The 23547-nt window shown below is 47.6% G+C and carries 23 protein-coding genes and 1 tRNA gene; 6 read left to right on the top strand and 18 right to left on the bottom strand.

The window, feature by feature from the left end; all coding sequences use genetic code 11:
* The 6 genes from QNJ26_16985 to QNJ26_16960 form a co-directional block, all read right to left on the bottom strand.
* Nucleotides 1-641, bottom strand: a 641-nt coding sequence (locus tag QNJ26_16985) for a DUF255 domain-containing protein (protein ID MDJ0987237.1), incomplete at its 3' end; no start/stop codon positions are given.
* 325 nt (nucleotides 642-966) lie between these two features.
* Complete coding sequence (locus tag QNJ26_16980) at nucleotides 967-2583, bottom strand: SagB/ThcOx family dehydrogenase (GenBank protein ID MDJ0987236.1); 1617 nt, start codon at nucleotides 2581-2583, stop codon at nucleotides 967-969.
* A gap of 89 nt (nucleotides 2584-2672) precedes the next feature.
* On the bottom strand, nucleotides 2673-2804 hold the full coding sequence (locus QNJ26_16975) for a hypothetical protein (protein ID MDJ0987235.1): 132 nt from the start codon (nucleotides 2802-2804) through the stop codon (nucleotides 2673-2675).
* A gap of 87 nt (nucleotides 2805-2891) precedes the next feature.
* Nucleotides 2892-3215 carry an IscA/HesB family protein gene (locus QNJ26_16970; protein MDJ0987234.1) on the bottom strand — a complete coding sequence of 108 codons (324 nt, stop codon included), beginning with the start codon at nucleotides 3213-3215 and terminating at the stop codon, nucleotides 2892-2894.
* Nucleotides 3216-3493: 278 nt separating this feature from the next.
* A complete protein-coding gene (locus QNJ26_16965; GenBank protein ID MDJ0987233.1) occupies nucleotides 3494-4018 on the bottom strand; it encodes an O-acetyl-ADP-ribose deacetylase in 525 nt (174 codons plus the stop codon).
* A 283-nt stretch (nucleotides 4019-4301) separates the two neighbouring features.
* On the bottom strand, nucleotides 4302-4796 hold the full coding sequence (locus QNJ26_16960; GenBank protein MDJ0987232.1) for a zinc ribbon domain-containing protein: 495 nt from the start codon (nucleotides 4794-4796) through the stop codon (nucleotides 4302-4304).
* Nucleotides 4797-4949: 153 nt separating this feature from the next.
* Between QNJ26_16960 and ndk the strand changes: the two genes are divergently transcribed.
* Genes ndk through QNJ26_16945 form a run of 3 tightly spaced genes read left to right on the top strand, consistent with a single transcriptional unit; the run spans nucleotide 4950 to nucleotide 6963 of the window.
* Nucleotides 4950-5366: a nucleoside-diphosphate kinase gene (gene ndk, locus QNJ26_16955; GenBank protein ID MDJ0987231.1), complete on the top strand. Its 417-nt coding sequence runs from the start codon at nucleotides 4950-4952 to the stop codon at nucleotides 5364-5366.
* Nucleotides 5366-6136: an RNA methyltransferase gene (locus QNJ26_16950; GenBank protein ID MDJ0987230.1), complete on the top strand. Its 771-nt coding sequence runs from the start codon at nucleotides 5366-5368 to the stop codon at nucleotides 6134-6136. The genes ndk and QNJ26_16950 overlap by 1 nt, the downstream gene beginning before the upstream one ends.
* Entirely contained in the window at nucleotides 6127-6963 is an 837-nt protein-coding gene (locus QNJ26_16945; protein ID MDJ0987229.1) for a fumarylacetoacetate hydrolase family protein, read from the top strand. The genes QNJ26_16950 and QNJ26_16945 overlap by 10 nt, the downstream gene beginning before the upstream one ends.
* 276 nt (nucleotides 6964-7239) lie before the next feature.
* Here QNJ26_16945 and QNJ26_16940 read toward each other — a convergent pair whose 3' ends face one another.
* From QNJ26_16940 to lepA, 4 genes are all read right to left on the bottom strand, one after another.
* Nucleotides 7240-8751: an ATP-binding cassette domain-containing protein gene (locus tag QNJ26_16940; GenBank protein MDJ0987228.1), complete on the bottom strand. Its 1512-nt coding sequence runs from the start codon at nucleotides 8749-8751 to the stop codon at nucleotides 7240-7242.
* Nucleotides 8752-8800: 49 nt separating this feature from the next.
* Complete coding sequence (leuD, locus tag QNJ26_16935; protein ID MDJ0987227.1) at nucleotides 8801-9334, bottom strand: 3-isopropylmalate dehydratase small subunit; 534 nt, start codon at nucleotides 9332-9334, stop codon at nucleotides 8801-8803.
* A gap of 119 nt (nucleotides 9335-9453) precedes the next feature.
* Nucleotides 9454-10749 carry a 3-isopropylmalate dehydratase large subunit gene (locus QNJ26_16930; protein MDJ0987226.1) on the bottom strand — a complete coding sequence of 432 codons (1296 nt, stop codon included), beginning with the start codon at nucleotides 10747-10749 and terminating at the stop codon, nucleotides 9454-9456.
* Between the two features lie 278 nt (nucleotides 10750-11027).
* Complete coding sequence (gene lepA / locus QNJ26_16925) at nucleotides 11028-12824, bottom strand: translation elongation factor 4 (GenBank protein MDJ0987225.1); 1797 nt, start codon at nucleotides 12822-12824, stop codon at nucleotides 11028-11030.
* A gap of 209 nt (nucleotides 12825-13033) precedes the next feature.
* Between lepA and QNJ26_16920 the strand changes: the two genes are divergently transcribed.
* Entirely contained in the window at nucleotides 13034-13981 is a 948-nt protein-coding gene (locus QNJ26_16920) for a diguanylate cyclase (GenBank protein ID MDJ0987224.1), read from the top strand.
* 156 nt (nucleotides 13982-14137) lie between these two features.
* On the opposite strand, the gene QNJ26_16915 is transcribed toward QNJ26_16920, so the two are convergent.
* The 3 genes from QNJ26_16915 to QNJ26_16905 all read right to left on the bottom strand — a co-directional run bounded on the left by QNJ26_16915 (nucleotide 14138) and on the right by QNJ26_16905 (nucleotide 19278).
* Nucleotides 14138-15109 carry a rhomboid family intramembrane serine protease gene (locus tag QNJ26_16915; protein MDJ0987223.1) on the bottom strand — a complete coding sequence of 324 codons (972 nt, stop codon included), beginning with the start codon at nucleotides 15107-15109 and terminating at the stop codon, nucleotides 14138-14140.
* A 126-nt stretch (nucleotides 15110-15235) separates the two neighbouring features.
* Complete coding sequence (locus tag QNJ26_16910; protein ID MDJ0987222.1) at nucleotides 15236-17899, bottom strand: valine--tRNA ligase; 2664 nt, start codon at nucleotides 17897-17899, stop codon at nucleotides 15236-15238.
* A gap of 224 nt (nucleotides 17900-18123) precedes the next feature.
* Nucleotides 18124-19278, bottom strand: a complete 1155-nt coding sequence (locus tag QNJ26_16905; GenBank protein ID MDJ0987221.1) for a hypothetical protein — start codon at nucleotides 19276-19278, stop codon at nucleotides 18124-18126.
* A 257-nt stretch (nucleotides 19279-19535) separates the two neighbouring features.
* Here QNJ26_16905 and QNJ26_16900 point away from each other — a divergent pair, with 257 nt between their 5' ends.
* Together QNJ26_16900 and QNJ26_16895 are read left to right on the top strand one after the other, a co-directional pair.
* Nucleotides 19536-20279 (top strand): 16S rRNA (uracil(1498)-N(3))-methyltransferase, encoded by a 744-nt coding sequence (locus QNJ26_16900; protein ID MDJ0987220.1) that lies wholly within the window; start codon nucleotides 19536-19538, stop codon nucleotides 20277-20279.
* A gap of 78 nt (nucleotides 20280-20357) precedes the next feature.
* Nucleotides 20358-20433: transfer RNA gene (locus tag QNJ26_16895), tRNA-Phe, on the top strand.
* A gap of 14 nt (nucleotides 20434-20447) precedes the next feature.
* Here the strand turns inward: QNJ26_16895 and QNJ26_16890 are convergent.
* The 5 genes from QNJ26_16890 to QNJ26_16870 form a co-directional block, all read right to left on the bottom strand.
* A complete protein-coding gene (locus QNJ26_16890; GenBank protein ID MDJ0987219.1) occupies nucleotides 20448-20810 on the bottom strand; it encodes a tyrosine-type recombinase/integrase in 363 nt (120 codons plus the stop codon).
* A gap of 79 nt (nucleotides 20811-20889) precedes the next feature.
* Nucleotides 20890-21624, bottom strand: coding sequence for a flagellar motor protein MotB (locus QNJ26_16885; GenBank protein ID MDJ0987218.1), 735 nt, complete (start codon nucleotides 21622-21624; stop codon nucleotides 20890-20892).
* Nucleotides 21625-21633: 9 nt separating this feature from the next.
* Nucleotides 21634-22446 (bottom strand): MotA/TolQ/ExbB proton channel family protein, encoded by an 813-nt coding sequence (locus QNJ26_16880; GenBank protein MDJ0987217.1) that lies wholly within the window; start codon nucleotides 22444-22446, stop codon nucleotides 21634-21636.
* A gap of 129 nt (nucleotides 22447-22575) precedes the next feature.
* Entirely contained in the window at nucleotides 22576-22833 is a 258-nt protein-coding gene (locus tag QNJ26_16875; protein MDJ0987216.1) for a hypothetical protein, read from the bottom strand.
* A 127-nt stretch (nucleotides 22834-22960) separates the two neighbouring features.
* A complete protein-coding gene (locus QNJ26_16870) occupies nucleotides 22961-23215 on the bottom strand; it encodes a hypothetical protein (protein MDJ0987215.1) in 255 nt (84 codons plus the stop codon).
* Nucleotides 23216-23547: the final 332 nt, after the last annotated feature.

The following is a 23547-nucleotide window of genomic DNA, read 5'->3' as shown; positions in this document are numbered from 1 at the left end:
AAAAATAGCAACCGATGGGGGGTGGGGAATTTGGGCGCACCCTCAAAGCCCCCATGTTTGGAATCAAAATTTTGCCATGTGACCTCATAGGCATGATCCAGCAGAGATTCACCGGGCTCTTCGGCTGAGGTGTAACTGAAGGCGCGGTCGAGGCCGGCGGCAATGCTGCTGGCCGAGTTCTCCACTTTGTCCATCTGTGAATGCCATAATTTTTTAACCTGTTCGCACAATTCAATTAGGCCGGCCTGGCCATGACGATTGTTCTTGGGAATGTAGGTGGCAGCAAAAAAAGGCTTTTTGTCGGGTGTTAAAAAGAGGTTTAAGGGCCAGCCGCCACTGCCGGTTAGCATCTGACACACGGCCATATAAACCGCATCGATGTCCGGTCGTTCCTCACGGTCGACTTTAATACAGATAAAGGTGTCATTTAGATGCCGGGCGGCAGTTTCATCCTCAAAGGACTCTTTTTCCATCACATGGCACCAGTGACAGGTGGCATAGCCGATGGATAGAAATACCGGTTTGTTTTGTTGGCGGGCCAGTTCGAAGGTATCATCAGACCAGGCATGCCAGTCGACCGGATTATGCGCGTGTTGCAACAGATAGGGACTTTTCTCATTGATCAAGTTATTGGGAGCCATGTGCTTCTCCTGTCGGATTTATGTTTTTTAAGGCCTAAATTTGCTATGATTTTTATAATTACAAAACATAGGTACTCGAAGCTATATGCGCAATACAGAAAAATAGGGCTGCTGATCTTATCATATGCGACATTAGCTGTGGTAAGGCCTGAATAAGGGCTGACAATACTTGATCCTTTTACATTAGCAAATTCCTTGACTGCAATTAACTGCATAGCTCCTTTAAATCCTTAACCGGTCAACGGGCTAAACGGGCAACGGGCTCAACCGATAAAATACCTGGGGAACCAATGAATTATGATAAAGGTTTTCAGGGTTTTAAAGCTTATTGGAGATGTTGATATGGTGGATATGTGGTCAAGCGCGGATCTTCAATCGGTTGGCCAATCGTAAAGTGATAAAGACTTTGATACTGGTTGTCGCTAAAACCCATGATTTCATGAACCGCATCATCAAAAAAGCAGCCGATGCCGGTACCTCGGACGCCGTGAGCTTCCGCTTCCAGATAGAGCACCTGACCGATCATTCCGGTCTCCCAGAACAGGTGCCGGTAGCGATACGGATCGGTGCTGACGATGTCCTTAAATTTGGTGATCATGCCCAATGAAAACGCGCTGGAACCGGCGATATCCTGGTGACAGCTGACCATCACGGCTTGCTGCCGGTAGTTGCCTTCGGCCAGAAGATAAAGTGGAAAACCCTTTTCGACCGGCGCCCACTTAAAATCGCTACGCGAGATCGCTTTTATGTCGTTCAGATGTTGATTGTTGCGCACAAAGAAATAAAGCCCTGCCGTCACATCCGTCACGTTATGAACAAACAGCAGCAAATGGGTTAACGGTTGGGTTAATTCGATATCAAATGGCGCTGTGTCTCGGCGCGGCAGGGTTTTATCGAGCATGCTTAAAAACTGGTTTTTGCTGATAGAGCCGCTGCGATCAAAGGCAATGGCGCTGCGGCGATTGCGGATGATTTTTGCCGCCGGCAGCCGGCCGGGCGTATCGAAAAGCCAATCGCGTTTATCCAATTCAATCCGGGTTCCTGCGGTTGACGGTTTTTTGGCCTGGCGCGCAGTTTGGTAAATGATTTCCCAGTCGACACATTTCTGGCTTAATACTTCCGCTTCACCCTGGAAGGACAAATTGGCCAGATCTGAAATAATGGCGTCCGGCAAGTCCCTGGGGATCTCACCGGTGCTGTGGGGAAAAACAAAACAGAGACAATCGCTGTGCTCCTCTTCCAGTTTGCGAAAATGGGTCTGCTCAAAACCAAAAATTGCTTCGATTTCCTCGTCTGACAAATCACTGAGAATGACACATTTCCAACCAAACAGATTGGCGGCAATGCTCAGGCAGGCCAGGGCATGTCCCGCATCATGGTTGCAATAGCGAAATGCACGCTCACCGTATTTCCACGATTCGCGCCAGAATATGCTGGTGATCGCTATCAGAAAACCGTTGCGCCCAAAATGGGAGACAAGGCTTTGCCAGATGTCAGGCGCAAGATCAGCCCGGCGCTCCAGCAAGTGACCAAAGGCATTGTAATGATGAATACCGGCCGGTATTGAATCCAGCGGCGGCAAAATCAAATGCGCTTCAGTGGGGTGGAGATTGCCGCTTGAAGGGTTTATTCTTAAAGACCATTGATTGCCGGATGCGGCCTTCCAGGCCGACAACCCCAGCGACAGCTCCAAAAAGCCGGCAACAGTTTCTAAATTAATGGGTTGAGGTGTGGTTTCCTGCCGCTCGTATAAACCGTGGTGGGCAGCCGGTGGATCCGCTTTGAGCAGCGGTAACTCTATTATCGGCGTTTTCCTATAAAAACGAAATGGGTTCGGCTGGTTGTCCCAGTCCATATACCCCAAAGACCGGGCATAGCGTTCGAAATGATGCTTGGTGGCCTCATGATAATCTATAATCTCTTTGGCTTTATCTGAAATCATGACTACCTGCCAATTGAGTACAGCCGATAACCCAGAACTGAAATCGGCTTTGCAGAATTCAGCTAAAAATGTCCGTGTGCAGGAACTTCTCAACTTCCCGGCGCTTGGGCGTTTTGGAAATTTCGCCGGATATATCCCAGCGGTATCAACACTAACTGCTCATACTCTGATGGGAACCTTAAGATGCTGCGGCCCTTAACAATCTCCATCAGATCCTGCATTCACCTGCTCCTTTTGAATGCCGCTTGTGCATGAAAAAAGGCGACACGTTTGGATGTGTCGCCTCTTTAATTTTTCATTTAGCAGTTTTACTCGCCACAACCGCTGGCTGTGCTGCAGCTTCCACAGGCGGAATTAGTGGCCTCAAACTCGATATTGGAATCGATTTTAAACCCGTATCCCAAAAAGTCAACTTTTACGGGTTGCGCTTTTTCGTAAAATTCCTTTTCCATAATAAACTGGAAACCGTTCACATCAAACACCTGATCATTGTCTTTAGGCTCATCCAGAGCCATGGCCAGCGATGGGCCGCCTCAACCGCCGGCGTTCAAAAAGATTCGAATCGGTGTCACTTCCTTGTCTTTGAAATATTCTTGAATTTGTTTAGCCGCTTCCTCGGTTACTTCAACCATAGTATATCAACCCTCCTTGAATATTATCAGCTTAACGCGCGTGGTTTGCCCGATTTCGCTGAGATCCCTTAATTTTAATAATGGCGTGCCATTTTGTCAAATTTAAAATGAACGCCGCATTAACGCTCATAAGCGGTCGCGGAATGTATAAAAAAGTTGCGAAAGCACGATAAACCGAAAACACGGAAAGGTATTGAATATAATTTCGTGCCGATAATTTCTATGTTTTCGTGGCGAATAAAATATTTAATAATATCTTATAAATATCCAATAATTTTCTATGAAATTGATTTTAGATATGTTTCATAGACCTTAAAATCATTTTCCGAAAATTGAATAAAAATGATTTTTTCAAGGGAAGGATGCCGACTTAAAAAATCGATACTGGTGTCCACCGCAATTTTGCAGGCATCTTTGATCGGATATCCATATACACCGCAGCTAATGGCCGGAAAGGCAATCGTCTTAAGGTCGTTTTCAACGGCCAGTTTTAAGCTGTTTTGATAGCATCCGGTCAGTAACTGGCTATCCCGAAGTTTGCCGCTGTAAACCGGGCCAACGGTATGTATCACATGGCGCGCCGGCAGGTTGTATCCGCCTGTTATGCGAGCTTCACCTGTGGGGCAACCGCCGATAGTTCGGCATTCCTCTAGTAATTGAGGGCCGGCAGCACGATGAATCGCCCCATCAACGCCACCTCCGCCCAGCAGCTTGGTATTGGCGGCATTGACGATCGCATCCACATTCAGCTGGGTAATGTCTCCCCGCTGAATCTCAATTTTCTCAAGTATTTCCTTTTTCATTCCAGCCTCCCTCAAGGCTTTCTGGATAGCTAGCTAAGGCATCAATGACAGTTTTCAAATATATTATTATTTTTGGATTATAAATAGAAATTGTTTTTAAAGATTATGAAATTCTATTTTATTCTTTTTGTTATATTTGTATTTTCAGATTATAAATGCGGATTTTTTTGCAAGATCAAGGAAATCAAAGGATTGGGCGGAGGCGTACTATGAGTACGCCGCACAATACAATCCTGCAGATTGACACAGATATTGCGAAAAAAGGCCGTTTAGAATCCGAAAATCAGAGGTCGTAGAGTTTCTCATCGCGCACAGGCGCTGGCCGTTTGGCCTTTGAGGCACCCGCTTTTTTCTCCGGTAAAAGAAATGGGTCCTCCGTCTCCAGCAAATCGCCCATTTCAGCTTCAATGGCATCCGGATCTTCTCCGGCTTCCATGCGTTTCAAGGCCTCATTCATACTGTCCCCAAGTTCGAGTCCGGTCATATCTGAAAGTTTACGCATCAGGTTGGCTGCCTGGCGCGGATCATCCTCGTTGATTTTGTCTGCTTCACCGGCCAGCATTTGCATGGCTTTTTCCATTTTATGCTCATCAAAGGGCATATCTTCATCGTCACCATCCTCTTTGGCTCTGCCGGTGAAAGCAAAAGCCGACATCTGGCGGGAAAGAATTCTGGTTTTGCACCTGGGACAGTTAGGCTTTTTACGGGTGTTAACCGTTTTTGAAAAGAAATTAAAAATCGTATTGCAGTGATCACAATAGAATTCGTAGATGGGCATTCTGTTTCCTCGTTTTTTGTGGGTTTTGGTAAAATATAAAAAGAGATATTTTGCTTGTCAACCGCATTAAAAGCCCGTTGACTTGGGGATAGGCGTCTGTTATCTCACCTTTGTTTTTACAATAGTCATTATTTAAAAAAAGAGAGGAGCAAAATGGAAAGAACACTGGCCATTATTAAACCAGACGGAGTGGCGCGCGGTATCATCGGTGAGGTGATAAAGCGCCTCGAGGGCAATGATTTTAAAATTGTTGCAATGAAAATGATTCATATGTCGAAACAGCAGGCCGAGGGCTTTTATGCCGTGCATCAGGGAAAGCCCTTTTTTGAGAGCCTGACGGCATTTATGAGCTCAGGACCGGCTGTGGTGATGGTACTGGAGGGAGAAAATATTATATCACGCTATCGTGAGCTGATGGGTGCCACCAATTACAAAGAGGCGGCAGAGGGGACCATTCGCAAGGATTTCGCCACAGATATTGAGAAAAACGTGGTGCATGGATCTGATGCGCCTGAAACCGCTGCCTTTGAAATGGCTTATTTTTTCAACAATCTTGAAATCGTTGCCTGATGCTCCCTTCCATCAATTCAAAGAATGTCAACGTCGTCTTATGCCGGCCGCGTTACCCGGAAAATATCGGTGCGGCTGCCAGGGCCATGCGCAACATGGGCTTTGAGCAATTACTCGTGGTCGATCCGCAACATTGTGATTTAAGCCGCGTATTAAAAATGGCGACGCATGCGGCCAGTGAGGTAATTGAAAATATGCAGGTCTTTGACGACCTGCAGTCGGCTTTAGAACCGCTTAATTATGTCGTGGGTACAACCGCGCGCCTGGGTGGTCAGCGCCAGTCTGTGATGGCAGCGGATAAACTGGCCCCGGAGCTGATACCGATTGCCGAAAATAATCAGGTGGGGCTCTTGTTTGGCCCCGAAGATCGTGGGTTGACTAACGAAGACCTGCGTCTTTGCCACCGATTGGTGAATATACCAACAGCCGAATTTGCTTCCTTAAACCTGGCGCAGGCCGTGATGATTATCTGCTATGAGCTGCATCGCGACCGATCCGCGCAAAGCAAACCATTTGTACCGCGACTGGCCAATCGCCACGAGCTGGACGGTATGTATGCGCAATTAAAGGATGTGCTGGTCCAAATTAGTTACATACAGCCGGATAACCCGGATTACTTTATGAACAATATCCGTCAATTCGGCACCCGTTTGAAGCTGCGGGCCAAAGAAGTGAGCATTATCCGCGGCATCTGCAGGCAAATCAACTGGTATGGGAAAAAATGCTTTCAAGATGGAATGAATCATCAGGGAGATAAGCCATGCGATTGATTCGCTTCGGGGACGCCGGCCGGGAAAAACCGGGGCTGTGGCGGAAGGACAAAATAGTTGATTTGCGCGCCATCTATCCGGAGATACCGGACGTGGGTGAGCACTTCTTTAAAAACGGCTGGCTGTCGCGGGTTGCGCAAATTCAGGAGCCGGGAGAAGAAATGGATGTGCGTTTGGGGTGCCCGCTTCACAGGCCTTCCAAGATTATCTGCCTGGGTCTGAATTATCTTGAGCACAGGGAAGAAGGCGGCTTTGAAAAACCCCAGAAGCCGCTATTGTTTGCCAAAACCCCCAACGCTTTAACCGGTCCGTTTGATCCGATTGTACTGCCGCAAAGCAGCGATCAAATCGATTGGGAGGTTGAGCTGGCGGTTGTCATTGGCCGCGCGGGCAAGCGCATCCCGCCCCGGGAGGCCCTGGACTATGTTGCCGGTTTTTCAGTGCTCAACGATGTCTCCGGCCGTCAGGCGCAGTTTTCAGACGCCCAGTGGTTTCGCGGCAAGTCCTTTGACACCTTTGCGCCCATGGGACCCGCCCTTGTGAGCATCGATGAGATCGATGATGTGCACAACCTTCGATTGACGGCGCGCGTTAATGGACAAACCATGCAGGACGGCAACAGCGCGGATATGATATTTGACATTCCCACCCTGATTGCCTTTATCAGCGAGGACATCACCCTTTGGCCCGGTGATATTATATCCACCGGAACACCCTCGGGAGTCGGCATTTTCCGGGATCCGCCGGTGCTGCTGAAAGCCGGAGATATTGTCGAGTGCGAGGTTGAGGGTGTTGGCACTATCCGAAACTCAATCATTTCTAGTTAGTGTACCTTTTCAAACTCAGCTTGTAAGAAATGGCCGGTCATGTCATTTTCTTCCAGGCGCTATGATAAACACCTTACCTGTGGCCTAATATTTGGGATGAGACCATCGCTGTTCTTGAATCCAAGGGCTATGATGCTGGTCATCCCAAATATCAGGCCACGATTCAGCAGTGCCGTATATCATCAACATAGCGCCTTTCAGAAAAAGCATGACCGTCTTGCTATTGAGATCTTCATCAGCTAACTGTTGTATCATTACCGCAGATCGCGGATGACCTTAAAGGGCCAAGACCTTTACTACTTTGCCGCGCTCCATTTGCAATACGTGGGTGATGCAGGTTAGTTTTTCTTCTTCCTGATCCGGCACATAAATTAGATTGGTCGGTGTCTGGCGACCGATGTAGTCAAAGACATTCTGTAATTTTGACTTGTTTTTGATATCCAATCCCTGCAGCGGCTCGTCTAAAATGAGGAAGACCGGCGATTTAACCATTGCGCGGGCCAGCAGGACAAGCTGGCGCTGCCCGTGGGAGAGGCGGCCGAATTTTTGATCGGCCAGGTCTTTGATACCCAAAAAGGTTGTCCATGCAGCGGCAATCGCTAACTGCTGCGGGCTGCATTTTCGATACAGCCCGTTGGATGCAAAGAAACCCGAGCAGACCACGTCAAAGGCGTTGATGCGTTGATGTTGCCTCAGCTGCAAATCAGATGAGATATAGCCGATCTTTTCCCTGATATCCCAAATGCTTTGGCCGGCCCCCTTTTTTTGGCCAAACAAATAGATATCGTTGGCATAGGCCTGTAAATTGTCTCCGGTAATCAGTGTCAGCAAGGTGGACTTGCCGGCTGCTGTTGGCCCCTGAATAGCCCAATTCTCGCCATCTTTTACCACCCAGTTAAACCCATCCAGGATCCGTTTGGAGCCGTATTGAACGGATACATTATGCATTTCAATTAAAGGCCGGGGTGTTTGGCTGGGGGGGGGGTGTGCCTGCAGATGCATGCTTTTGTCGTGGCGGGGCAATGCACTGAATAATTTTTGCGGATCAAGCTGTTGCGATCGCTGATCCATATTATATGCATCCTCGATATTTTCCGGTCTGAATACCACTTCTTTTCTTCCGGCTTTATTGATTTGGCCCTCTTTAAGCAGCATGATGTGGCTGATGCTGGACACAATTTCTTCAAATCGATGGGTAATTAAAATCAGCTGAACCTCCGATTGTGCCAGCGTATTGATGCTGTCGGCCAGCAATCTGCGCGCCGGCTTATCAAGACCCTCAAACGGTTCATCCAATATCAGCAGTTTCGGTTTTTTAAATAACGCCCTAGCGATAAGGGCTCGATTCATTTCACCGGTGTTGAGCGACATGACATCCCTTTGCAGCAGTGCTTTAATACCTAGTTTTTCAGACACCTTGCGCAAGCGTTTATCGGTTTGAATACCTTCTTGGGCACTGGCTGGCTGATTTTCTATCAGTTGTTCGACAGTGGTATATTCATGTCTATTGCCGCTCAGCTCCCGGTATAGCGATTTGCGGGTTTCGCGCTCGATGATGTCACGCTGCAATTCGGGGGCGACATATCCCATCGCATTGGCGGCCACAGCCCCGCTCTGGTGGTTGGCATCAGAAAAGTGATAGGAAATTTTACCCCTCACAATGGGCACTTCACCTAAAATGGAGCGGGCAAAAGTCGTCTTGCCGGATCCATTGGGGCCCAATACAGCCCAATTTTCGCCGGGATAAATTTGCCAGGTTGTGTCGTGAAGATAAGGCCGATCTCGCAAGCGGACAGTAATGTTATCCAGGCTTATGAGAGGCGGGGTTTGCATAACATCAATAGTGGCTATCGGCGTATTCCACCCAGCCGCCGGTTTCCACGAGCGCGCGGGCAAAATCAGGCAGTTTAAATGGAATGTCTTCTTTTTGGTCGCCTGCAGTGATGGTGAATACCTGATTTTCCAAATGGGTTGTTACAGCAGTTGGCTGCTGCGCATAGGATTGGAAAAGATGGTCGATGGTGGCGGACGGCAGCTCGACGGCCAGCATGCCGCAATTGAACATATTTTGCCTGAAAATGCGGGCAAAGCTCTCAGCAACGACCAGAAAAATGCCATTGACCTCCAGTGCCCATGGCGCATGCTCGCGCGACGAGCCGCAGCCAAAGTTTGCCCGCGTGATGATGACATTTTTACCGCTGATATCATCCTGTCCCTGAAAGCCTTTCAGGTTAAGATCTTCAAAGAGGTGCGGTCCCAATGCTGTGCGGGTAATTTCAGTCAGATATTTTGCAGCAATGATTTCGTCGGTGTTGATATCCGCGCGGTCTAGGAAAAGAACCTTGCCGCTGAAGTTTTTCTCAGTATCCATGATTTACTATATGCCTCCAGATAGAATATGCATTTTTTTAACCCCCAAAGCACGAAAATATGGAGACACGAAAGATGTTTTTCGTGCTTTTTAAATTTCGTGTTTTCGTGGTCGTTTTTTTATTTACTGCCTCCGCTAAAAAGCGGCGAATTGGTGATCCTACCAGCAATAGCGGAGGCCGCGGCGGTGGCCGGGCTCATTAAGTGAATCATGCCGCCTTTCCCCATGCGGCCGCTAAAATTGCGGTTGGTGGTCGCAGCGCACACCTCGCCTTCTGCCAGAACACCGCTGCTCATGCCCAAACAGGCACCACAGGTCGGATTGGTCACACAAAAACCGGCATCCATAAAGATGCCAATGATGCCCTCGGCCAGTGCCTGTTGAAATATTGTGGGGGTGGCCGGCGATACGATACCGCGGACATCGTCACTGATTTTTTGCCCTTTTAAAACCTTGGCAGCAATTCTTAGATCCTCAATACGGCCGTTGGTGCAGGATCCAATGTAAATCTGATCAATGGCGGTGGCACCCATTTCTTTGACTGGCTTGACGTTGTCAGGCTTAAACCCATCGGTGACCAAAGGCTGCAGATCCGATACATCGTGCTCAATGACATTGTCGTAGCTGGCATCCGCATCCGGCCAAAAGGCCTTAAAGGCATTCAAGGCGGCTTTCTTATCCGTGTACTCATTTTCAATAAAAGGCCATAAATAGTCAACAGTGGTTTGATCGGCGTAGCAGATACCGCAGGTGGCGCCGGCTTCGACTGCCATGTTGCACAGCGTCATGCGCGAGTCCATGCTCATTGCGGTTACCACCGGTCCGCTAAATTCAATTACTTTATTGGTGGCGCCATTCACGCCAATACGGCCGATGATGGATAAAATCACATCTTTGGCAAAAACACCTTCCGGCAGGTTTCCCGTAATGTCAATTTTGATGGTTTGGGGATAATTGAAGGCACAGATGCCTTTTAAAATCCCCACTTCCAGATCCGTGGTTCCCACGCCGGCGGCAAAAGCGCCAAAAGCACCGTGGGTGCAGGTATGCGAATCACCCATAATGATGGTATATCCCGGTCGCACGAATCCCTGCTCCGGAAACAGGGCATGACAGATGCCGTTACGACCGATATCGAAAAAATCGCGAATCTCGTGACGTCGGGCCCAGTCCCTTAGAATCTTGCCCTGGGTGGCCGTCTTCGAATCCTTGGCCGGTGTAACGTGGTCGATGACCGCTTTGATTTTTGTGGGATCAAAAACGCGGTCTTTGCCCCGTGCGATCAGATCGGTAATGGCCATTGGGGTTGTAATTTCATGGCAGAAGACGGCGTCCAATTTCAACACGTGCACGTCATCAGACGGTTTGTCGATCAGATGCGAATCGAATATTTTTTCAGCAACGGTTTTACCCATGGATCTTTTTTTAATCCTTTCGAAATTTTAAATGAACCACTGGATATACAATAAAGCATAATTGCCAATTATAAAATATTTTATTTTCGATTCCTATATAGAAGTAGAGTGTCAAATATTAGGGATCAATTAAAAAGGTTTCAGGTGTCCCGTCTACGCTCTTCCGAGCTACGCCGAAGCAAGCAGGCAAATAGCTCATAGGCTTTAGTTAGGAGGGCAGATGTAGGGGCGGGGTTTATCCCCGTCCGATCAATCCGCAATCTGAAATCCGAGATGAACTAATCCGAATCGGACTTAAGAACCGCCAAAAACGCCGACTGGGGGATCATTACTTTACCCACCATTTTCATCCGCTTTTTGCCCTTTTTTTGTTTTTCGAGCAATTTACGCTTGCGCGTAATATCGCCGCCATAACATTTTGCGGTGACATCTTTTCGCAGGGCTGAAACCGTTTTGCGGGCAATAATGTTTCCGCCGATTGCCCCCTGGATGGCGATTTTGAACATTTGCTTTGGTATTTCCTGGCGCAATTTTTCGCAGGCAGCGCGGGCTCTGCTGACAGCATTGTCTTTGTGAACCAGCTGCGATAAGGCATCCACCCGTTCACCGTTGATCAGAATATCCAATTTGACCAGATCGGTATCGCGATAATCCAGCAGATCATAGTCAAAGGAGCCGTATCCCTGGGTAATGGACTTGAGTCGATCGTAAAAATCATAGATGACCTCGGCTAGCGGCATTTCGAATATCATCTCCATGCGATCACTGATCAGGTAGTGATAGGTCTTGTTAAAGCCGCGGCGCTCAAGGCACAGATTCATCACCGCTCCCATATAGCGATCCGGTATGATAATGGAGGCACGAATATAGGGCTCGCGCGTCTTTTCAATCCGGGTCGGATCCGGATAGTAAGCTGGATTGTCGATGGTAATCTCAGCACCGTCATTCATGACGAGCTGGTACTGAACCGATGGTGCAGTCAAAATAAGGGATAGATCATATTCACGCTCCAGTCTTTCTTGGACCACTTCAAGATGCAACAATCCTAAAAATCCGCAGCGGAAGCCAAAACCCAGAGCCACCGAGCTGTCTTTATCGTAAACCAGGGCGGCATCGTTCAGGCTCAGTTTTTCCATAGCGACCGCCAACTCCTCATAACCGTCCGATGCCGTTGGGTAGATGGAAGAAAAAACCACCGGTTTTGTCATTTTGAAACCCGGCAAAGCCGCTTCGCAGGGCTGGTCTTGGTGGGTGATGGTATCACCGCAGCGGGTGTCACTGATTTTTTTGATGCCGGCAATAATGTAACCCACCTGTCCGGCGGAAAGCGTTTTTAGCGGGGTGCGCTTTAGCTGAAAAATGCCAACTTCCTCGATACGATAGGCCGCCTGGTTGGATTTAAAAATGATGGTATCTCCAGGTTTGATCTGCCCGTGAATGATACGCAGATGAACGACGGTACCGCGATAGGAATCATAATGAGAATCAAAAATAAGCGCCTGCAAAGGCTCATCGACACTGCCTTCGGGTGGCGGCAATTTTCTGACTATCGCCTCAAAGACCTGCTCGATGCCAATTCCCTGCTTGGCCGAGACCAGGAGCGCAGCTTCCGGATCAAGCCCCAGGTCCTCTTCGATCTGCTTTTTAACTCGATCGATATCCGCCGATGGCAGATCAATTTTATTAATGACCGGCAGAATTTCCAGATCATGTTCCATGGCCAGGTACAGATTTGCCAGGGTTTGGGCTTCGACGCCCTGACTGGCGTCGACCAACAGCAGTGCGCCCTCGCAGGCCGCCAGGGCTCGTGAAACTTCATAACTAAAGTCGACATGACCGGGTGTGTCGATCAGATTTAAAAAATAGGATTGTTGGTCATCAGCGGTGTAGGGCAGGCAAATCGTTTGGCTTTTGATTGTAATGCCGCGCTCACGTTCAATATCCATGGTATCGAGAATTTGGTTTTTAAAATCCCGATCGGACACCATATCCGCTGCCTGAATAAGCCGATCGGATAATGTGGATTTGCCGTGGTCGATATGGGCGATAATGCTGAAATTTCTAATATATTGCATCTTGTTTGATTGAATAGTTGTAAGGCTTTCTGCATCTTGGTATCGCTAGACACTTGAAAGTGTTGAAGAATCTAAAAGTCAGTTGACACAAATTGCCTTTCTGGATATATTAATATAATACACAAAATAAAAGCGTTTACCTATCAATTTTTATTAAATCCTGTCAACCCCGGCTCCCCGACGGATCAGGTAGAAATTTCATTACGCTCATGGCCAAAAAGACATCAAAAGTTCGTGTATTAATCGTCGATGACGATTCCAGCGTCAGAAATACGATACACGAGTATATTGCCAACGCCGGCTTTGATCCCACAGCAGCAGCCTCTGCTGAAGAAGCGCTTGAATTAGTTGATAATAATGATTTCGCCGTGGTGATTACCGACATTCGACTGCCGGGAATGGGGGGACTTGAACTGACCAAGATCATCAAGCAAAAAAACGGTGCCGATGTCATTGTGGTTACGGGTTACAGTGATGACTATTCCTATGAAGAAGCGATCAATATCGGCGCCAGTGATTTTGTCATCAAACCGGTGCGGCTTGAAGAGCTGTTGCTCAGAATGAGACGGGTGCTCAAAGAGCGTCAGTTGAGTACCGAACGTACCCGGATGATGGAAAAGCTGCAAAAACTTGCCACAACAGACGGCCTGACCAAGCTTTACAATTCCAGATCATTCTATTCGCAGCTCGAGCTGGAAGTGGACCGCTTTAACCGATACAAACATCCGCTTTCTTTGCTGCTGCTGGATATTGATAATTTCAAAAAGTTTAACGATAGCTATGGCCATCTGGAAGGCGATAAGGTCCTGGTGCGTTTTAGCCAGATTATCAAAGAATGTTTGAGAATTAATGACTCTGCGTATCGTTACGGTGGGGAGGAATTTACGGTGATCCTCCCGGAAACCAATGGCGACGAAGCCAAGACAGTTGCCCAGCGCATCCGTTCAACGCTGGAAGCTGAAAACTTTACACCGACGCCCGATCAATCTGCAAAGATCACCATCAGCATCGGGGTGACCCAGTATTATCCTAAAGAAGAACTATCCGCTTTTATTCGGCGAGCAGACCAGGCGATGTATTTTTCGAAACAAAATGGGCGCAACCGCGTTACGGTCCTGCTGGCTGAACCCCATGTCCAGTCCAAAGCCAAAGCTTAGCATAAAAAGAGTGCCTAAAATGCCTAAAATGAGCTAAAGTGACTAAAGTTATCGTGTGGCTTCGCACCGGCACTCAAATTTAAAATGAGGGAACTCCTTAACTTTAGTCACTTTAGAATCACTTCCAACCTTAGATCACTTATCTATGATAAACGTCTAAGACTCAATTAAGACCTTTAGATACAGATCCCCCTTTGCCTGTGTTCCGTAGCGCTGTCCCAAACCCTTTAGTCGCAAAACCGTCCCGTTGGCAATGCCGGCCGGCACCTTGACATTGAACATTCTCTTTTTGAACCCCAGTGGAATATTGACCAGTTTGCGGGTGCCGGCTGCAGCCTCATGCGGCGTAATCTTGATCAGGCCATACAGGTGCTGATCATTACCGGAAGCCGCAGGACGGATGACCTGCAGTCGAGGTGTTTTTTTCTTGGTGGTGTAATGGCGGATGCGGCGTGACATATCCGTAACCGGCAGCGCATCGAACAACTTCAAAAAAAGAAGACCGAAGATAAAACCGCCAATATGAGCCCACCAGGCGATGCCGCCCCCAACACCCTGGCTGCTGGCGGCATTGATAAACTGTAACAGAAACCATAAGCCCAAAAATATAAAGGCCGGGATATTGATAAAATAGGGGATAAAAATAATCGGTATAAGGGTTAGGATTTTTGACCGAGGGTGCAAAATAAAATAAGCTCCCATTACGCCGGCGATCGCACCGCTGGCGCCGATGGTCGGTAAATTCGAATGCAGGTTCAACACCAGGTGTGAAAGCCCGGATGCAACGCCGCACAACAAATAAAATACTGCATAGCGGATGGGGCCGAGGTGGTCTTCGACGTTATCACCGAAGATATAAAGAGACCACATATTACCCAGGATATGCCAGAAACTGCCATGCAAAAACATGAATGACAGCAGTGAAAATGCTTGCTGGCCAAATGTAAAATAGTCGGCAATCTGGGGAAGTGAATAGCGCGCCGGCACCAGGCCGTATATGTAAATGAAGTGGTTAATCTCATCGCCCTGCGCCAGCTGCAAAAAATACACCACGATATTGATGGCGATGATCGTCGTGTTGACAACCGGAAAATGGCGCGTGGGTGTTGTGTCGCGTAAAGGGATCATTGGCGGGGTTGCGTGTTACGGGTTGCGAATTACGTGTTGCGCGTTGCGGGGTACATATTGTCAATGTTTATTCGTATTATCTCAGATTCAGCGCGAAACCCGATACTCGCAACGCAAAACAGATGTTTAAGTGTCTAGATCTTTAATCCTGTTTAAATGCGCCTCCAGTTTTTGCTGCTTTTCTTGCAGGTGTTCATGTTTGGTCTTTACCTGTTCGACGACATCCTGCGGCGCTTTGTTTAAAAAATTTTCATTTTCAAGCTTTTTGGTGACCGTTGCCAGCTCTTTGGCGAGTTTGTTTATTTCTTTGTCAAGCCGCTGGGCTTCCAAGTTAAAATCGATGATACCCTCTAGGGGCACAAAGATAGTGGCATTTCCAATAACGGCTGTGGCCGACGATTTTGGCTTTTTTGCCTTCTGATTGACCTCCAAATCGGTTAATCTGGCCAAATTGATAATCAACTCCTGCTGCTGTTCAACTATCGCATTGACTTTTGCATCCTGGGTTTGAACCACCGCTGCCAGGGCTTTAGATGGCGAAATGTTCATTTCCCCCCTGATATTGCGGATTGCTGAAATAAGCTCAATAAGCAGGTTCATATCCGCCTCAGCCTTTTGGTCGGCACCGATGGCGTCACGGTCTTTCTGATCGGACGGGAAAACGGCTTTCATGATCGAGTCCTGCGTCCCAGGCAGATGGTGCCAGATTTCCTCGGTGATAAACGGCATAAAGGGGTGCAGCAGGATCAAGGTATCGTGCATCACGCGCCATAAGACGCCCAGGGTGGTCGCCCGTTTTTCAGGCCCCTCTTTTTCGTACAGGGCCGGTTTGATGGCTTCAAGATACCAATCACAAAATTCATGCCACACAAAATTGTAGACTGCGGAGGCCGCTTCGTTAAAGCGGTAACTATCGATCGCCTCAGACACGGTCTTGGTTACCCCATTCAGACGGGATAAAATCCAACGATCCGGTAGTGATAGCGCACCGCTGTTGATCTTCTCGTGGGGCCTATCGATATGCATCAGCGCAAAACGAGCGGCGTTCCAGAGTTTGTTGACAAAATGGCGGTAGCCCTCGATGCGCTTCTCAGACATCTTGACATCGCGGCCCTGGGCGGCAAATGCTGCTAACGTGAAGCGGAAGGCGTCCGTGCCGTATTGTTCGATGACCGTTAACGGGTCGATAACGTTACCCGTGGATTTGCTCATTTTTTTGCCGTGTTCATCCCGCACCAGTGCATGCACATAAACATCGTCAAAAGGGACGTCTTTCATGAAGTAAATACCCATCATCATCATCCGTGCCACCCAGAAGAAAAGGATGTCAAAAGCGGTGACCAGAACCGATGTCGGGTAAAACGTTTTTAAAAGTGCCGTCTTATCGGGCCACCCCATTGTTGAAAACGGCCACAAAGCTGAACTGAACCAGGTGTCGAGCACATCCGTTTCCTGTATCAGTTTGGAACTGCTGCATTGTGGGCAGGATTGGGGCGCTTCCATGGCAACCACGATCTCGTTGCAGTCTGCACAGGTCCAGGCCGGAATCTGATGTCCCCACCATATCTGGCGCGATATGCACCAGTCGCGGATATTTTCCATCCAGTCATAATAGGTTTTGGCCCAGGTGTCCGGGATAATACGGGTCTTGCCGGTTTTGACCGCATCAATCGCCTTGCGGGCCAGGGGCTTGGCTTTAACAAACCATTGCCGTGAAAGATTGGGCTCCACCATTGTCTGGCAGCGATAACAATGACCGACACTGTGCTTATAGGGCTCGATATTTTCAAGCAACTTTTGTTCCTTCAAAGCGTCGATAACGGCCTCGCGGGCGTCAAAGCGATCCAGACCCTCAAATTTGCCGGCTTCGGCGGTCATCTTGCCGTCATCGCCGATAACCTTGATGGCGGGCAGGTCGTGGCGCATGGCGATTTCAAAGTCGTTGGGATCATGGGCCGGTGTGATTTTCAATCCACCGGTGCCAAATGACTTGTCTACATAGCTGTCTTTGATCAGCGGTATTTCTCTTTCCATCAACGGGAGGATAACGGATTCGGATTGAAGATTCAGATAACGATCGTCATCCGGATGGACAGCAACCGCAGTATCTCCGAGCATGGTTTCGGGCCGGGTGGTGGCCACTACGATGGCGCCATTGCCTGCGGCAAACGGATAGCGGATATGATACAGGTGCCCGTCGCGTTCTTCGTGTTCGACTTCAAGATCAGCCAGTGCGGTGTGGCAGCGATGGCACCAGTTGATGATATAATTACCGCGGTATATCAAGTCCTGCTCGTAGAGATCGACAAAAACTTTTCGCACTGCAAGCGATAAGCCTTCATCCATGGTAAAGCGCTCACGATCCCAGTCACAGGATGCGCCCAGCCGTTTTAACTGGTTGATGATCTCACCGCCATACTTTTTGCGCCACTCCCATACGGCGGCGATAAATTTTTCGCGCCCCAGCTGGTGTCGATCCGTTTTTTCGGCAGCCAGCTTTTTTTCAACCACGTTTTGAGTGGCGATTCCGGCATGGTCTGTCCCGGGCATCCAGAGCACGTTGTCGCCGCGCAGTCGTCGGTAGCGGCACAGAATGTCCTGCAGGGTGTTGTTCAAGGCATGGCCCATATGCAGAACACCGGTTACATTCGGCGGCGGAATGACGATAGAATAGCTTTTTTGTGCGCTTTTTTCATCAGCAGCAAATAGATCGTGCTCCTCCCAGTATTGATACCACCGTTTTTCAACCTCATGGGGCGTGTAGGCCTTCTCGAGCAAATTCGAACTCATCGGTTAGATTTTCCTTCCGTTAACGGCGCTATAAAAATAGTGACGCCATTCAATCAACCGATTCAACAGCGCCTGATGCTGCAATACAAAAATAGATGCATCCAATGATTGGATGCGGTTACAAAATAAAACAGAGGATTAGTGAATAATCCCCTGCTATTAACACAGTTGGTTTTAAATGAGTAGTTTTTTTTTGGGCTCACAGACCGTCTGAGCCAATAATGTTAAAGGTCCTCGTCGCGATCCTCTTCCAAAAGCATCTTTTTTAAACTCTCAATTTCTTTGGTAACCGCTTTTTCAATGATCTGGGTGATCATGGATTCAATTTTACCTGAAAATTTACGTTCGATGATCTGTTCAATGGTTTCTTCTATCTGGTTGGGGCTGGCGGCCATAGCGGCCATCCCTCCGGCTGCCAGCGGCATATCGATGCCTTCTCCACCGCTAACACCCATATCTTCGGTTTCATCGATTTGCATCGCAGTGTCATCGGAATCGAGCTCAAAGGCTTCGCTCGCTTCTTCTTCCAGCTCGACTTCTTCTTCCAGTTCAGTTTCTGACTCCATGTCGTCAAAGAAAATGTTGTCCAGCTGGTCAATTTTTTCAGAAATATCGCTGGAATCCATACTAAAATCAAAATCCTCTTGCGAGGATGCCTGCTCAGCTATATCCATCTCTTCGCCAGATTCAACACCCAGCATGCTGACAAGATCATCATCAAATTCTTCATCAATTTGAATTTCTTCATCCAAAGAATCGCTGATAAAATCTTTTAATTCGACATCTTCGATATCAACCCCGGGGCCGTCAAATTGGATAACTTCTTGTGGAATGTCGTCAATCTCAGTTTCTTCATCTTCATCAACGTCGATCAGTTCCAGAAATTCATCTTCCTCCTCGACTTCTTCTATGTCCAGCTCTTCGCTGATGTCCGAAAGGGTCATCATATCGCTGGTGTCTTCGGACAGAATATCATCGAACTCGGTGATCTCAACCACATCATTGTGACCATCAGCTTTTCGGGCCGGCTCTTTTTCCATGGGCAGGATATCTTCGACGCTTTCATCTTCTTCTTCAAACGTCAGATCATCAGAAATTCGAATCACATTCTCCGGATCGCTGTCGTCATCTTCCAGGGCATCCAGATCGATGATATTCTCAACAGCAGGCAGCTCCGTAGATTCGAGATCCTGATCTGTGTCTGCAAGTGGTTCAGCGTCCACTTCCGGTGCCTGCGGTGGGGAACTGACCTCATCCTTAAGCTCGATGATATCATCATCGTCTTCATCAAAACCGTGGGGCATGGCCTCACTCAGATCAAGTCGCAGCTTTTTTTCCGGTTTGTCCTGTTCAGGGGGTTGGTTCTCATTATCAACCATGTTTGTCACCGTTGGCTAGAAAGGGTTATTGGTAGCGAATCGCTACAGAAGGTCGCAATCCACCTTCGGCGTACGAATCCGCGCAGGCAGACCATGGGGGCGTGGTCACCTGTTTTTTAAAGATAGGTTACACCAAATCATTATTATATTTAAAAAAAATTATCATATGGTATAGTGGAAGTCAAGGGATTTGATCCTGGCTGTTGCCAGTAAACCCTTTAATATCGAATGGTTCTGTCAGCAGAGGATAAATAAGGATGCGCTATTTTTATTTGAAACCGGCTGCATTGATAAAAAAGCCTGTTCTTCTAAAAGGCTCAGAAGCACGCCATATCAAAAATGTGCTGCGTTTAAAGCCCGGTAACAAGATTTGCCTTGTGGACGGGGAAGGGTTTGAATACGAAGCGATTATTCAGCAATTTTTGACTGATGGCGTGGAATTGGAGATTACCGACAAACGCTCTGGAAAAAGGGAGCCCCAAGTTCATATTGGTGTGGCTCAGGCCCTGTTAAAAGATAAAAAAATGGACCGTCTGTTGCGGCACTTGTGCGAGCTCGGTATTTCTCACTGGATTCCTTTTACTTGCGAGCGCTCGGTTCCTGTGCCCGGGGCAAAGCGCTCGGCTTCAAGGCGCGAGCGCTGGCAGAAGATAAGCCAAGAATCCATAAAACAATGCCAGAGAGCAAAATTGCCTCAAATATCCAAGATAAAGACCTATAAAGACGTTTTGAGTGCTGATCAAGATGATCATCTTAAAATTGTCTTTTATGAAAATGAAGATGCCACCCTCAATACATTGATAACTTCCACTCAGCAACCACCGCCGCGAGATATTCTCCTGATTATAGGTCCTGAAGGGGGCTTTACCGAAGGCGAAATTGAAACCGCGCGAGCAGCCGGCTGCCTGGTCGCCGGCCTCGGCCCGCGGATCCTGCGCGCTGAAACCGCAACCATTGCGGCCTGCGCATTAGCTCAATTTCTATTTGGTGATATGAGCTAAAAAGATCTTGACAAAGAAGGGTGCATTTAATAGAGATTCCATTTTAATTTAAGCATTAAAATCAGTAGGATTCAGTGAGCCGAGGTAGCTCAGTCGGTAGAGCAGGGGACTGAAAATCCCCGTGTCGGCAGTTCGATTCTGTCCCTCGGCACCAGTAATATTAAGGATTTAGCTAAAAGCAGCTGAATCCTTTATATTTTGGTTGCGCATAGGTTGCGGATTGTTGCGGTTTTTGCCGATCATGTCTAGTTCATCTACTTCATTGGAATTCTGATCGGGAATCCAATAATAATATGTATCAACTGTAATTTTATACGAAGAATGACCAAGCTGACGGGATATATCAGCTATATTGTGACCTGCTGAAATTCTTATGGTAGCATAGGAATGCCTTAAATCGTGGATTCTGACGCGCCTAAGCCTGGCTTTTTCGCATATCTTATAATGGATTCTCTGCCTAAGATTTCTTGGATCCAAAGGATTACCTTTGTTGTTATAGAAAAGCCACTCCGGGACTTTACCCCATCCCATTCTTGACCTGCCCTCCTTTTTTGCTTCCAGATTTACCATAACTCTAACTTAAAATCTGGATCAGTTTTTGGGGGGCAGGTCAGTGCTGCCTTGTTTTCTCATCTCTTTCTTTGATCAATGTGATCTCGACCCGACGATTGGCTTGTCGATTCTGGGCGCTGCTGTTGGGAAGAATGGGTCGGTAGGCCGAATGCCCTTCGATTGAAAGTCGTTGGGAATGGACGCCATGATCGATCAGAAACTTAGCCACATTGACGGCCCGAATCGCTGACAGCTCCCAGTTGGTGGGAAACTGCCGGGTGTGAATGGGCACATCGTCCGTATGACCTGCCACCGAGACCTTATAGCCGTGCTGGGATGAAATGAATCGGGCAATCTGCTTTAACGTGGGCTGAAAATCAGGAAGCAGGGTGGCGTCACCTACATTGAAGGCAATTTTTTCACCCAGCACCAATACCAATCGCTTTTGATCCCAGCGTACTGCAAAATCCTTTTTATCTTTTGAGCGCACGGTTTGCATAACCTGGCGGCGCAACTGCTCCAACGAGGCATCCTGCGTTTGGGCCTGGGATGCCTGCTTGGACACTGCAGCATCCCTTTTTACCGTCGCTTTGCGGGAAATGGCATGGGAATAAAACAGGATAAATAAAACCAGCAGCAGCGTGATCAGATCAACATAACTCCACAGGGTTGTGTCATCTTCAATGATCGATGACGAAAGTCGCTTTTGCAGTAGCGATCTTCTTTGCTCAGACAGCTCAAGCCGCCGTTTAAGTGTTTTGCCGTCTGATTCTGCTGTGTGATTGTCTCGCATTTGGCGGTATTACTGCATTTGCATTTGGGGTTTGGGCCGCACCTGCCGTTGGCGTTTTTTCTTCTTATGCATACGGCTGAGGCGATTGACGTCAAGATAGGAATTGAGCCTGTGGGAAATGGATTTAGAGGTTTTTTGCTCGGCGATATCCATGATGCCCTCTAATATAATATTTAGAACGGTTGCCTCGGTCTTGGTGTATTCAGACAGCTTTTTTGCTAGCGGAAAGAAAAGAAAATTGGCCAGCAAAATGCCGTAGAGCGTGGTTAACAAGGCCAGCGCCATGCCCTTTCCGATCATGGTGGGATCTTGCATACTGTTTAAGACGTTAATCAGACCCAAAATGGTACCCACAAAGCCAAACACCGGGGCCAGCTTGGCAAGGGTGTTTAAAATATTGACCTGTGACTCTTTGCGGGAAAAATAAAGCTCATAGTCCTTTTCCATGATATTGCGGATCTCATAGCGATCGTAGCCGTCAACCACCAGTTCGATACCCTTTTGCAAGAAAACATTCTCAATTCCTGTGCGGGCATGTTCAAGGGCCACCAGTCCATGGCGGCGCCAGATCAGTGCCAGCTTTTCAAGTTCCTTGATCAGCGATTCGTTATCGGTCTCCTGTCGCAGGTGAACCGCCATGAGACTTTTAAACAGGTCTTTGAAGGTTTTCAAAGGAAAGGCGATTAAGGCGCTTAACAGCGTGCCCACTGTCACCAGCAGAGCGCTTTTTAAGTTCATGATAATAGAGGTGCCATCAATAACGCTTTCTGACATGATGATAAACAAAAGCAGACCAATGGGCAGCAACAATTTCTTGAGCACTGGATTCTCCTTTTAGGGATTTCATTAAACCAATTTCTGATGTGGCTAGCAGACCCGTTTAAAATAAATTTATAATAATATCGGTTGTTAACAAATTATCCATTCAAGTTAAGGCCCGCCAATGCCCCATTATGATTTACCACGAATCAGGTAATCGCTGATCAGGTTTTCATTCATGGCCTGTTTCTGCTGAATATACGCCCCGAGGCTTGTGAAAAGGTCCTTGAGGGTTTTAAACGTTACGGCAATAAACGCACTTAACAGCATGCCGAAGGCCACCAGCAACCCACTTTTAAGATTTATAATGATCGAGGCATTCTCGACGATGTTTGTAGACAGGGTGACAAAAAACAACAGGATGAGTGGTAGAAGCAATTTCTTGATCACAGAATTGTCCTCCTATGGATTGAATTGTCGTATCCGCAATGAGTTTGCAGAAACGGATTAAAAATATTTTTTATATAATTTCAGTTGCTTAAGATTTTATCGATTGAAAATCATGTTCGAAATTGGACTAGTGCCGTTTGCTTGAAATAGCGTAATCACTTATCAACCGATCATTAATGATCTCCTTCTGCTTGAAAACCGCGTTGAAGATTTTACGAAGGATTTTGACAGTCCTAAGCGGGACGGTGATACACGCGCTGAGCAGCAGGCTGACCACCAGCAGTAGAAAGTTTTCTAATTGCATGATGATTTCGGGACCGGCAATGATGCATCCGGGTAAGATGAAAATAAGCAACCAGACAATGGGTAATAATATCCGCATGAGCAGAGCATCTTTCTCCTATGGGTGTAATTGTCGTATCTTTGCTGTCTGCAGATACTGTGCCAAACTAATATCTGTTTAATTTCAGTAAGTTATTAATTTGCACAACTATCCTGCAGTGCAAAATTTTCCTAATGGTCAACTCAAAACAGCATTTATTAGCTGTTGGCAGCTGAATACGGCGCCCATTTGTTTGCCCAAGGTCAATAGCTGCCCAGTTGTGTTAGCCAGTGATCATGATTGCTATTTGTGCGGGTTTAGCTGACCTTGTTGCCTTTGGCGAATAAACCCTATTTTGCAGGTTTAAATTTAACGCGAAATTAATTGAATGC

The sequence above is a fragment of the Desulfobacterales bacterium genome (genome assembly GCA_030066985.1).
Lineage (GTDB): Bacteria > Desulfobacterota > Desulfobacteria > Desulfobacterales > JAHEIW01 > JAHEIW01.
Note: the sequence above shows the minus strand (reverse complement) of the source record. Positions and strands in the feature narration are given on the sequence as shown.

Excerpts from the sequence above, each read along its gene's own strand:
- QNJ26_16945 (MDJ0987229.1), top strand. The coding sequence starts at position 6,127 with ATGCGATTGATTCGCTTCGGGGACGCCGGCCGGGAAAAACCGGGGCTG.
- QNJ26_16890 (MDJ0987219.1), bottom strand. The coding sequence starts at position 20,810 with ATGGGATGGGGTAAAGTCCCGGAGTGGCTTTTCTATAACAACAAAGGT.
- lepA (MDJ0987225.1), bottom strand. The coding sequence starts at position 12,824 with ATGCAATATATTAGAAATTTCAGCATTATCGCCCATATCGACCACGGC.
- QNJ26_16900 (MDJ0987220.1), top strand. The coding sequence starts at position 19,536 with ATGCGCTATTTTTATTTGAAACCGGCTGCATTGATAAAAAAGCCTGTT.
- QNJ26_16980 (MDJ0987236.1), bottom strand. The coding sequence starts at position 2,583 with ATGATTTCAGATAAAGCCAAAGAGATTATAGATTATCATGAGGCCACC.
- QNJ26_16965 (MDJ0987233.1), bottom strand. The coding sequence starts at position 4,018 with ATGAAAAAGGAAATACTTGAGAAAATTGAGATTCAGCGGGGAGACATT.
- QNJ26_16910 (MDJ0987222.1), bottom strand. The coding sequence starts at position 17,899 with ATGAGTTCGAATTTGCTCGAGAAGGCCTACACGCCCCATGAGGTTGAA.
- QNJ26_16915 (MDJ0987223.1), bottom strand. The coding sequence starts at position 15,109 with ATGATCCCTTTACGCGACACAACACCCACGCGCCATTTTCCGGTTGTC.
- QNJ26_16975 (MDJ0987235.1), bottom strand. The coding sequence starts at position 2,804 with ATGCAGGATCTGATGGAGATTGTTAAGGGCCGCAGCATCTTAAGGTTC.
- QNJ26_16960 (MDJ0987232.1), bottom strand. The coding sequence starts at position 4,796 with ATGCCCATCTACGAATTCTATTGTGATCACTGCAATACGATTTTTAAT.
- QNJ26_16905 (MDJ0987221.1), bottom strand. The coding sequence starts at position 19,278 with ATGGTTGATAATGAGAACCAACCCCCTGAACAGGACAAACCGGAAAAA.
- QNJ26_16885 (MDJ0987218.1), bottom strand. The coding sequence starts at position 21,624 with ATGCGAGACAATCACACAGCAGAATCAGACGGCAAAACACTTAAACGG.
- QNJ26_16920 (MDJ0987224.1), top strand. The coding sequence starts at position 13,034 with ATGGCCAAAAAGACATCAAAAGTTCGTGTATTAATCGTCGATGACGAT.
- QNJ26_16950 (MDJ0987230.1), top strand. The coding sequence starts at position 5,366 with ATGCTCCCTTCCATCAATTCAAAGAATGTCAACGTCGTCTTATGCCGG.
- QNJ26_16930 (MDJ0987226.1), bottom strand. The coding sequence starts at position 10,749 with ATGGGTAAAACCGTTGCTGAAAAAATATTCGATTCGCATCTGATCGAC.
- QNJ26_16870 (MDJ0987215.1), bottom strand. The coding sequence starts at position 23,215 with ATGCGGATATTATTACCCATTGTCTGGTTGCTTATTTTCATCTTACCC.
- ndk (MDJ0987231.1), top strand. The coding sequence starts at position 4,950 with ATGGAAAGAACACTGGCCATTATTAAACCAGACGGAGTGGCGCGCGGT.
- leuD (MDJ0987227.1), bottom strand. The coding sequence starts at position 9,334 with ATGGATACTGAGAAAAACTTCAGCGGCAAGGTTCTTTTCCTAGACCGC.